This is a genomic window from Rhizobacter sp. P3_C12 (assembly GCF_056402735.1).
Genome location: NZ_JBFUGW010000223.1, coordinates 1 through 10,540, shown reverse-complemented (window position 1 = coordinate 10,540; position 10,540 = coordinate 1). Strand labels below are relative to the sequence as shown.

Below are 10,540 nucleotides of genomic sequence, written 5' to 3'. Positions count from 1 at the left end.
ACCGAGAACACCGAGCCGCGGCCGGGCTGGCTGGTGGCCGTCACGCGGCCGGCCATCAGCGCGGCCAGCTTGCGCGTGAGCGACAGGCCGAGGCCGGTCCCGCCGTGCTGGCGGCGCGCGCTGTTGTCGCCTTGCTCGAAGGGCTTGAACACGCGCTCCAGCGTGGCGTCGTCCATGCCGGTGCCGGTGTCGTGCACCTGGATGCGCAGCAGCCACGGGCCGTCGGGCTGGGCCCGCACCTCGGTGACGAGCGCGACATGGCCTTGCGCGGTGAACCGCGTCGCGTTGGCCAGCAGGTTCGAGACGATCTGGCGCACGCGCGCCGGATCGCCCTGGAAGCGCGTCTGCTCGCCGAGGTAGTCGTACAGCATCGTCAGCTTGCGCTCGCGCAACTGCGGCATGAAGCCGCGGCAGGTCTCGGCCATCAGCTGCGCGAGGTCGAAGGTCTCCATCCGCAGCGCAAGCTCGCCGGCCTCGGCGCGGGCGTAATCGATCACGTCGCCGAGCAGGCGCAGCAGCGCCTGGCCGGACTGCTGCGCCAGGTCGAGGTAGCCGCGCTGCTCGTTGTGCGTGGCCAGCCGCTGTGCCAGCTCGGTCATGCCGAGCACCGCGTTCAGCGGCGTGCGCAGTTCGTGGCTCATGTGGGCCAGGAAGGCGGCCTTGGCCTGGCCGGAGGCCGGGTCGCTGTCGACCTCGCGCAGGCTGCCGGCCAGCCGGGTGGCCGGCCCCGTGCCGTCGGCGGTGGCGCGCATGCGCACCTGGAACCAGCGCGGGCTGCCGTCGGCCGTGCGCAGGCGCAGCCGGCCCTGCACGTTGCGGCCCGGCGCGCGGATCGCCGCGCCGACCAGCGCATCCCAGTGCGCCCGGTCCGGCGGGTCGACCTGCGCACGCAGTGCGGATGGCTCGTCAGCCAGCCCGGGCCCGAGCAGGTCGCGGCAGCGCGGCGAATGCCAGGCCTGCGACGGCTGGAGCGACGTGAGTTCGTGCTCCCACACGCCCTCGCCGACGACATCCATGAGCCGCGTGGCGCGGCTGCTGTCGGGGTGGACGGGCGGGAGAGGTGGAACGGCTGGTGTTTTCATGACGCCACGCGCAGACGGCACGCGTGAGAGCGTCGCGCATGGTAGCCAATGGGCCCCGTCCGGGCAATGCGCCTCGCGTGTCCGATCTGTTGCTGCGGGTCAGACCGGTTGCCGGCGGCTACTGACTGCTGCTGACCAATGGCCCGCGGATGCGCTCACCCGTCGCGGCTCCCTAGAATCTTCGGCTCCGCATTCCGAAAGCCCTCCCCATGTCCGGTGTCATCCGCATCCGCGGCGCCCGCCAGCACAACCTGAAGAACCTGGACCTCGACATCCGCACCGGCGAGATGACGGTGGTGACCGGGCCGTCGGGTTCGGGCAAGTCGAGCCTGGTGTTCGACACGCTGTACGCCGAGGGGCAGCGGCGCTACGTCGAGACCTTCAGCGCCTATGCGCGGCAGTTCCTCGACCGCATGGACCGGCCGGCGGTGGACCGGGTCGACGGCGTGCCGCCGGCGATCGCGATCGACCAGACCAACCCGGTGCGCACCTCGCGCTCGACGGTCGGCACGATGACCGAGCTGAACGACCACCTGAAGCTGTTGTATGCGCGGGCGGGCGAGCTGTTCGACAAGCAGACGGCGCAGCCGGTGCGGCATGACACGCCGGAGACGATCTACGCGGAGCTGATGAGCCGGACGGCGCTGGGCGATCCGCGCCTGGTGGTGACCTTCCCGGTCGAGCTGCCGGCCGTGACGACGCCGGAAGAGATCGAGCAGTGGCTGGCGGCCAGCGGCTTCACCCGCGTGCAGGCCGAGCGCGAGGTCGCGACGCCGACCGGGCCGCGCAAGGTGCTGGACGTGGTGGCCGACCGCTTCCGGCTGCAGAACACCGAGAAGGTGCGCGCGGTCGAGGCGATCGAGACGGCGCTGAAGCGCGGCAGCGGGCGGGTGAATGTCTATGTGGTGGCCGAGGAAGGCGAACCGGCACTCTGGCGTTTCTCCACCGGCCTGCACTGCCCCGACAGCGACCTGCGCTACAGCGAGCCGCAGCCGGCCCTGTTCTCGTTCAATTCGGCGATGGGCGCCTGCGAGACCTGCCGTGGCTTCGGCCGCGTGATCGGCGTCGACTGGGGGCTGGTGATCCCGGACCACCGCAAGACGCTGCGTTCCGGCGCGATCAAGACCATCCAGACGCCGGCCTGGAAAGACTCGCAGGACGACCTGCTGAAGTACGCCGCCGAGGCCGGCATCCCGCGCGACGCCGCCTGGTCGCAGCTGAGCGAGGCGCAGCGCGACTGGGTCATCAACGGCTCGCCGCACTGGAGGGGCAACTGGAACAAGCAGTGGTACGGCATCAAGCGCTTCTTCGAGTACCTCGAATCGAAGTCGTACAAGATGCACATCCGCGTGCTGCTGTCGAAGTACCGCAGCTACACGCCCTGCACCACCTGCGGCGGCGCGCGCCTGAAGACCGAGGCGCTGCTGTGGCGCCTGGGCAGCCAGCCCGATGCCGATGGCGTGCTGCCGCCCGAAAAGCGCTTCCTGCCGCAGGGCACCGCCTGGTCGCGCCCGCAGCTCGAGGCGCTGCCCGGCCTGACGGTGCACGACCTGATGCTGATGCCGATCGAGCGCATCCGCCGCTTCTTCGACGGCATCACGCTGCCCAGCACGATGCTCGATGACGCGCTGAAGCTGCTGCTCGACGAGATCCGCACGCGACTGAAATACCTGTGCGATGTCGGCCTCGGCTACCTGACGCTGGACCGCCAGAGCCGCACGCTGAGCGGCGGCGAGGTGCAGCGCATCAACCTCACTACCGCGCTCGGCACCTCGCTGGTCAACACGATGTTCGTGCTCGACGAGCCGAGCATCGGCCTGCACCCGCGCGACATGAACCGCATCGTCGAGGCGATGCACCGGCTGCGCGATGCCGGCAACACGCTGGTGGTCGTCGAGCACGACCCGGCGGTGATGCTGGCGGCCGACCGGCTGATCGACATGGGCCCGGGCCCCGGCGAGCGCGGCGGCAGCATCGTGTTCGACGGCACGCCGGAAGAGATCCGCCGTGCCGACACGCTGACCGGCGCCTACCTCGGCGGGCGCAAGCAGGTCGGCCTGGGCGGCCTGAAGCGGCTGGTGACCGAGGCGACGCCGAAGCTGATCCTCGAAGGCGCGCGCGACCACAACCTGAAGAACGTGACGGTCGAGTTCCCGCTGCAGCACCTGGTGTGCGTGACCGGCGTGTCCGGCTCGGGCAAGAGCACGCTGATGCAGGACGTGCTGTTCCCGGCGCTCGCGCGCCATTTCGGCAAGGCCACCGAGACGCCCGGCGAGCACGACCGCCTGCTCGGCGCCGACTGGCTGACCGACGCGGTGTTCGTCGACCAGTCGCCGATCGGCAAGACCGCGCGCTCGAACCCGGCCAGCTACGTCGGCGCGTTCGACGAGATCCGCAAGCTGTTCGCGCAGACGCCGCTGGCCGGCCAGCGCGGCTACGGCGCCGGCATGTTCAGCTTCAACGCCGGCGACGGCCGCTGCCCGACCTGCGGCGGCTCGGGCTTCGAGCATGTCGAGATGCAGTTCCTGTCCGACGTGTACCTGCGCTGCCCGGATTGCGACGGCCGCCGCTACCGCGCCGAGATCCTCGACGTGAAGATCGAGCGCCGCCTCCCCGGTGAGGTGGCCCGCGAACTGAGCGTGGCCGACGTGCTGGAGCTGACCGTCAGCGAGGCGGTGCAGATGTTCGCGCAGGACCGCGAGGTGCTGCGCGTGCTGCAGCCGATCGTCGACGTGGGCCTCGAGTACGTGAAGCTGGGCCAGCCGGTGCCGACGCTGTCGGGCGGCGAGGCGCAGCGGCTGAAGCTGGCCGGCTTCCTGGCCGAGGCGGCGCAGACGACGACCGCGAGCCGCCAGCCGGTCGCGAAGAAGGGCACGCTCTTCATGTTCGATGAGCCGACCACCGGCCTGCACTTCGACGACATCGCGAAGCTGATGCGCGCGTTCCGCAAGCTGCTCGACGCCGGGCATTCGCTGGTCGTGATCGAGCACAACCTCGACGTGATCCGCGCGGCCGACTGGCTGATCGACCTCGGCCCGGAAGGCGGCGAGGCCGGCGGGCTGGTGGTGTGCACCGGCACGCCGGAGGACGTGAAGCTGCATCCGACCTCGCACACCGGCCGCGCGCTGGCCGAGTACGAGGTGTCGATGCGTGCGGGCGAGCACCAGGTGGAAGAAGGCGTGCCGCTGCAGTACCTGGTCAAGAAGGCCCGCGACGTGCAGCGCGACGAATCGATCCGCATCGTCAATGCGCGCGAGCACAACCTGAAGTCGCTGGACGTCAGCATCCCGCGCGGCAAGTTCAGCGTGGTGACCGGCGTGTCGGGCTCGGGCAAGAGCACGCTGGCCTTCGACATCCTGTTCAACGAGGGCCAGCGCCGCTACCTCGAATCGCTGAACGCCTATGCGCGCAGCATCGTGCAGCCGGCCGGGCGGCCGGAGGTCGACGCGGTGTACGGCATCCCGCCGACGGTGGCGATCGAGCAGCGGCTGAGCCGCGGCGGCCGCAAGAGCACCGTCGCGACGACGACCGAGGTCTGGCACTTCCTGCGGCTGCTGTACGTGAAGCTGGGCATCCAGCACTGCGTGAACGACGGCGCGCCGGTGCGGCCGCAGAGCGTCGAGAGCATCGCAGCCCAGCTGCTGCGCGACCACCAGGGCGTGCACGTCGGGCTGCTGGCGCCGCTGGTCGTCAACCGCAAGGGCGTCTACACCGACCTTGCGAAGTGGGCGAAGGCGCGCGGCCACACGCACCTGCGGGTGGACGGCGACTTCCTGCCGGTCGATCCGTGGCCGCGGCTGGACCGTTTCAAGGAGCACACCGTCGAATTGCCGGTCGGCGACCTGGTGATCGGCAAGGACAACGAGGCCGAGCTGCGCACGCTGCTGGCGCAGGCGCTGGACCTGGGCAAGGGCGTGATGCACCTGCTGAGCCCGTTGAAGGGGCTGCGCGGCGCGATGCTGGCCGGCACGCCGACGCGCAAGCTCGGCGAGGTGAAGGTGTTCTCGACCAAGCGCGCCTGCCCGGTCTGCGCCACCAGCTACCCCGAGCTGGACCCGCGCATGTTCAGCTACAACAGCAAGCACGGCTGGTGCACCACCTGCGTCGGCACCGGCCTCGCGCTGACGCGCGAGCAGCGCAAGGCGTATGACGATTCGGTGCAGGACGATGACAACAAGGGCCGCGAGCAGAGCTTCCCGTCGGAGGAGGCGGAGGTTGAAGGCGTGGTCGACGAGCCGTGCCCGGATTGCGGCGGCACGCGGCTGAACCCGGTGTCGCGCGGCGTCACCTTCGACACGCATTCGATCGCGTGGATCGCGCAGTGGTCGGTGGCCGATGCGCGCAAGTGGGTGCAGGCGCTGACGCTGACCGGGCGCGACGCGGAGATCGCGCGCGACGTGGTCAGCGAGATCGCGAGCCGGCTGGAGTTCCTGGAAGAAGTCGGCCTCGGCTACCTGACGCTGGACCGTGCGGCGCCGACGCTGTCGGGTGGCGAGGCGCAGCGCATCCGGCTGGCGGCGCAGCTCGGCAGCAACCTGCAGGGCGTGTGCTACGTGCTCGACGAGCCGACCATCGGCCTGCACCCGCGCGACAACCAGATCCTGCTCGATGCGCTGCACAAGCTGGGCGACAAGGGCAACACGCTGGTGGTGGTGGAGCACGACGAGGACACGATCCGCCGCGCCGACCACATCATCGACATCGGCCCGGGCGCCGGCAAGCGCGGTGGCCGGCTGGTGGCCGAGGGCACGGCGGGCGACCTGGCGAAGAACCCCGATTCAGTGACCGGGCGCTTCCTCGCGAACCCGCTGGTGCACCCGCTGAAGGCGCGGCGCGAGGTGGATGCCTTCCTGGCGTCGGTGGCGAGCAAGGTCGCGAAGGAGGGCGAGGCGAACCGGCTGCTGACGATCCACGGCGCCTCGCTGCACAACCTGCAGCAGGTGACGGTCGACGTGCCGCTGAAGCGGCTGGTGGCGGTGACCGGCGTCAGCGGTTCGGGCAAGTCGACGCTGGCGCGCGACGTGCTGCTGGCCAACCTGCAGTTCATCAACGTGCGCGGCGGCAAGCCGAACTGGCAGGGCTGCGAGAAGATCGACGGCTGGGGTTATATCGACCGCGTGCTCGAGGTCGACCAGACGCCGATCGGCAAGACGCCGCGTTCGTGCCCGGCCACCTACATCGGCTTCTGGGACACCATCCGCAAGCTGTTCGCCGACACGCTGGAGTCGCGTGCGCGCGGCTACCTGCCGGCGCGCTTCAGCTTCAACACCGGCGACGGCCGCTGCCCGGCCTGCGAAGGGCAGGGCATGCGCACGATCGAGATGAGCTTCCTGCCGGACGTGAAGGTGCCGTGCGACGTGTGCCACGGCCAGCGTTTCAATGCCGAGACGCTGGCGGTGAGCTGGCGCGGCAAGAGCATTGGCGATGTGCTGAAGATGGAGATCGACGAGGCGGTGGAGTTCTTCGCGTCGATGCCGAACATCGCGCACCCGCTGCAGCTGATGAAGGACGTGGGGCTGGGCTACCTGACGCTGGGCCAGCCGTCACCGACGCTGAGTGGCGGCGAGGCGCAGCGCATCAAGCTGGTGACCGAGCTGACCAAGGTGCGCGACGACGTGGGCCGGCGCGGCAACAAGGCGCCGCACACGCTGTACGTGCTCGACGAGCCGACGGTGGGCTTGCACATGGCCGACGTGGAGCGCCTGATCCGTGTGCTGCACCGGCTGGTCGACGGCGGGCACAGCGTGGTSGTCATCGAGCACGACCTGGACGTGATCGCCGAGGCCGACTGGGTCATCGACCTGGGGCCGGAGGGCGGTGTGCGCGGTGGCACGGTGGTGGCGAACGGGGTTCCGGAGCTGCTCGTCAAGACCAAGGCGAGCCATACGGGCGCGGCTTTGAAGCCCGTGTTGGCGCGGACGTAGGGCGGGTGGCGCATTGGCGCGGCAAAGGCGGGTGCGGGGAGGCTGTGGCTCGCCGGCCGGTGCGGTCATCGCCCCTGGCGGGGCGATGACTGCCCTCCGCTGACTGGTTTCATGGCCCGTCGCCGAAACTCCCGCCACTCACTTCGTTCGTTGTGGTCAAACAGTCGGCGACAGTCAGTTCACGAAGCGTGCTGCGCACGCGGGCCACGAAACCAGCCAGCTCCGGCGCCCCGCCCTGATTGGCGCTCCCCAGCCTCCCCACCCGCGCCTTCCGCGCCAACCCTCCGCCACCGAAGGTTTCACCCTTCCACCAGGCGATTGCGCCCCAGCCGCTTCGCTTCGTAGAGGGCCGCATCGGCTCGCTCCACCAGTTCGAGCGCGTTGTCGGCCGGCTGCGCGTCGGCCAAGCCGAGGCTCAGCGTGACCTGCAGCCCCGGCGAGATCACGCTCCATGGGTAGGCCTGCACGGCGCTGCGCAGCCGCTCGCAGATCTCGTGCGCCGTCTCGCGCGGGGTGTCGACGAACACCAGCACGAATTCCTCGCCGCCCCAGCGGCCGAGCAGGTCGCGCGCCCGCGTCTTGTCACCGAACAGGCGCGCCACCGTGCGCAGCACCTCGTCGCCGGCCGCATGGCCGTGGCGGTCGTTGACCTGCTTGAAATGATCGAGGTCGGCCATCGCGAGCGCCATCGGCTGGCCCTGGCCGCGCGAGCGCTCGATCAGCAGCGGCAGCGTCGCGTCGACATGGCGCCGGTTCGCGAGCCCGGTCAGYGGGTCCTCGAGCGTCTCGCGGTGCAGCTCGGCGGTGCGCTGCTCCAGCAGCTCCTTCTCGGCCTCCAGCTGCTGCGTGCGCAGCCGCTGCAGCTCGGCCTCGAGGCGCGAGCGCTCGCCGTCCATCAGCGCACGCTCGACGTCGATGCGGTTCACCATCAGCCGCGCCTGCGCCTTGCTCTGCAGCGCCACGCGCTGCATCTCGATCTGGTGGTGCGCCTCGCAGTGCAGCAGCGCCGGCTCGAACTGGCGCACGGCCTTGTAGGCGCGGTGCAGCGCCGAGTGCACCCGCATGCGCGTCGTCTCGTGGTCGAGCTGGGTCAGCGACTGCAGTGTCGCGGTGAGCTCGGTGATCGCCTCTTCGTTGCGGCCCTCGCGCAGCAGCACCTCGGCGATGTTGTGGCGCATGCGCAGCACGACCGCGCGGAAGCCGTTCTGCACCGCGCTCGCGAGCGCCTCCTGCAGCAGCGCACGCGCTTCGGCGTACTCGCCGGCCAGGCCGAGCGCTTCGCCGAGGTTGCCCTGCGTGACGCTGACGCGGTAGACATCGCCGTGGCGGCGCGCCAGCGACAAGGCCCGGCCGCCGTACTGGCGGGCCCGCTGCACCGCCTGCCGGCTCGCGTCTTCATCGGCGCGCAGCTGCGCCTGGTAGTACGCGCTGATCGCGGTGGCGGTGAGGTTGTTCAGCGCCAGCATGCGGTCGCCATGGCCGCCGTGCTCGCGCGCCATGCCCAGCGACTGCAGCAGGAAGCTCTCGGCCTGGATCGAATCGCCGAGCCGGTCGTAGCAGATGCCGATGCGGTTCAGCGCCACGCCCATCGCGAGGCCGCGCTGGTGCGTGCGCGCCAGCTCGAACGACGCGGTGGCGTGCTTCAGCGCTTCTTCCTGCAGGCCGATCTCGCTGAACGAGATCGCCAGCAGGCACAGCGTGTCGCACTGCTCGTCGATGCGCCCGGCGGCTCGCCAGAGCGCCAGCGCCTCGCGCGCCGATTGCACCGACGGCTCGAACAGCCCGAGCCGCCAGCGGTGGTTGGCCAGCAGCGTGTGGACGCGCGCCAGTATCAGCGGGTCGCCCAGCGTGACGGCGCCTTCGAGGGCCTGTTCGGCCAGCGCGAGGCCCTGCTGGTGCTGGCCGCCATCGTGGGCGGCCTGCGAATCGGCGATCAGCCTGACGAGGCGGCGGGCTGCCGTTTCGGGGCCGGCGGGGGGGTGGTGGGGCAAGACGTGGGCGACCATGGAGGGCCCGATTGTGCGTGGCCCGGCGCAGCGGCGCCAGACGCCAAGGCGTCAGGTTCGCGACGCGCCGTCAACTCCTGCGCAACGCGTGCCGGATGCGCCAGCCGAGCAGCACCGCGATGACCGCGCCGTACACCGCGACCTCGGCGAAATTGTTCTTCGCCGCTTTCATCCAGAAAAAGTGCAACAGGCCCAGCAGCACGATCGCATAGACGCACTTGTGCAACGCCTGCCAGCGCTTCGCGCCCAGCGCCTTGATGGCGCGGTTGAACGAGGTCGCGGCCAGCGGGATCATCAGCACGAAGGCCAGGAAGCCGACCAGCGCGAACGGGCGCTTCGGGATGTCGCGCACGATGGCATCGAGGTCCAGCCCCATGTCCAGCCAGGCATAGGCGAAGAAATGCAGCACGACGTAGAAGAACGCGAACAGCCCCAGCATGCGCCGGAAACGCGCCAGCGCCGGCTGGTTCGCGATCACCCGCAGCGGCGTCACGGCCAGCGTGAGGCACAGCAGCCGCAGCGTCCAGTCGCCGGTCGAGCGGATCAGCGCCTCGGCCGGGTTCGCCCCCAGCGTGTTCATCACCGCGCCGTAGAACAGCCACGCGAACGGCAGCAGGCCGGCGACGAACAGCAGCGGCTTGGCCGCCGGATGCAGCAGCGGCGAGCGCCGGCGCGGCGGGGCGGGGCGGGGGGCGGTGTCGGGCGACAGCACAGCGGTCTTCATGGCCGGCGCGCGCTCAGAACAGCTTCTTCAGGTCCATGCCCGCATACAGCTGGCCGACCTGGGCTTCGTAGCCGTTGAACATCAGCGTGGCGCGCTTCTTCGCGAACAGGCCATCCTCGCCGATGCGCCGCTCCGTCGCCTGGCTCCAGCGCGGGTGGTCGACGTTCGGGTTGACGTTCGAGAAGAAGCCGTACTCCTGCGCGGCCGCATGGTTCCAGGAGGTGAGCGGCTGCTTGTCGGTGAAGCGGATCTTGACGATCGACTTGCCGCTCTTGAAACCGTATTTCCACGGCACCGCCAGCCGCACCGGCGCGCCGTTCTGGTTCGGCAGCACCTCGCCGTACAGGCCGAAGGCGAGCAGCGCGAGCGGGTTCATCGCTTCGTCCAGGCGCAGGCCCTCGACGTACGGCCACGACAGCACGCGCGAGCCGAGGAAGGGCATCTGCTTCGCATCGCCCAGCGTCACGAACTCGACGTACTTCGCATTGCCGGTCGGCTCGACGCGCTTGATCAGCTCCGACAGCGAATAGCCGACCCACGGGATCACCATCGACCAGCCCTCGACGCAGCGCAGCCGGTAGACGCGCTCCTCCATCGGCGCGAGCTTCAGCAGCTCATCGAGGTCGTAGACCTTGGGCTTCTTCACCTCGCCCTCGATCGCGACCGTCCACGGGCGGGTCTTCAGCGAGCCGGCATTGCGCGCCGGGTCGGACTTGTCGGTGCCGAACTCGTAGTAGTTGTTGTAGCTGGTCACGTCGTTGTAGGACGTGAGCTTTTCCATCGTGATCGCGCCGGGGACGGCAC

At 70.1% G+C, this 10,540-nt stretch carries 5 protein-coding genes; 1 reads left to right on the top strand and 4 read right to left on the bottom strand.

Features of this window, described 5'->3' with window-relative positions:
• A partial coding sequence (locus AC1DXV_RS25750) for a sensor histidine kinase (RefSeq protein WP_477936225.1) occupies window positions 1-1,082 on the bottom strand: 1,082 nt, incomplete at its 3' end.
• A 209-nt stretch (window positions 1,083-1,291) separates the two neighbouring features.
• Here AC1DXV_RS25750 and uvrA point away from each other — a divergent pair.
• Complete coding sequence (gene uvrA / locus AC1DXV_RS25745; protein ID WP_477936223.1) at window positions 1,292-7,006, top strand: excinuclease ABC subunit UvrA; 5,715 nt, start codon at window positions 1,292-1,294, stop codon at window positions 7,004-7,006.
• A gap of 299 nt (window positions 7,007-7,305) precedes the next feature.
• On the opposite strand, the gene AC1DXV_RS25740 is transcribed toward uvrA, so the two are convergent.
• The 3 genes from AC1DXV_RS25740 to msrP all read right to left on the bottom strand — a co-directional run.
• Window positions 7,306-9,012 carry a GGDEF domain-containing protein gene (locus AC1DXV_RS25740; protein WP_477868155.1) on the bottom strand — a complete coding sequence of 569 codons (1,707 nt, stop codon included), beginning with the start codon at window positions 9,010-9,012 and terminating at the stop codon, window positions 7,306-7,308.
• A 70-nt stretch (window positions 9,013-9,082) separates the two neighbouring features.
• A complete protein-coding gene (msrQ, locus tag AC1DXV_RS25735) occupies window positions 9,083-9,736 on the bottom strand; it encodes a protein-methionine-sulfoxide reductase heme-binding subunit MsrQ (protein WP_477868157.1) in 654 nt (217 codons plus the stop codon).
• A 13-nt stretch (window positions 9,737-9,749) separates the two neighbouring features.
• Window positions 9,750-10,540, bottom strand: a 791-nt coding sequence (gene msrP / locus AC1DXV_RS25730; RefSeq protein ID WP_477936221.1) for a protein-methionine-sulfoxide reductase catalytic subunit MsrP, incomplete at its 5' end; no start/stop codon positions are given.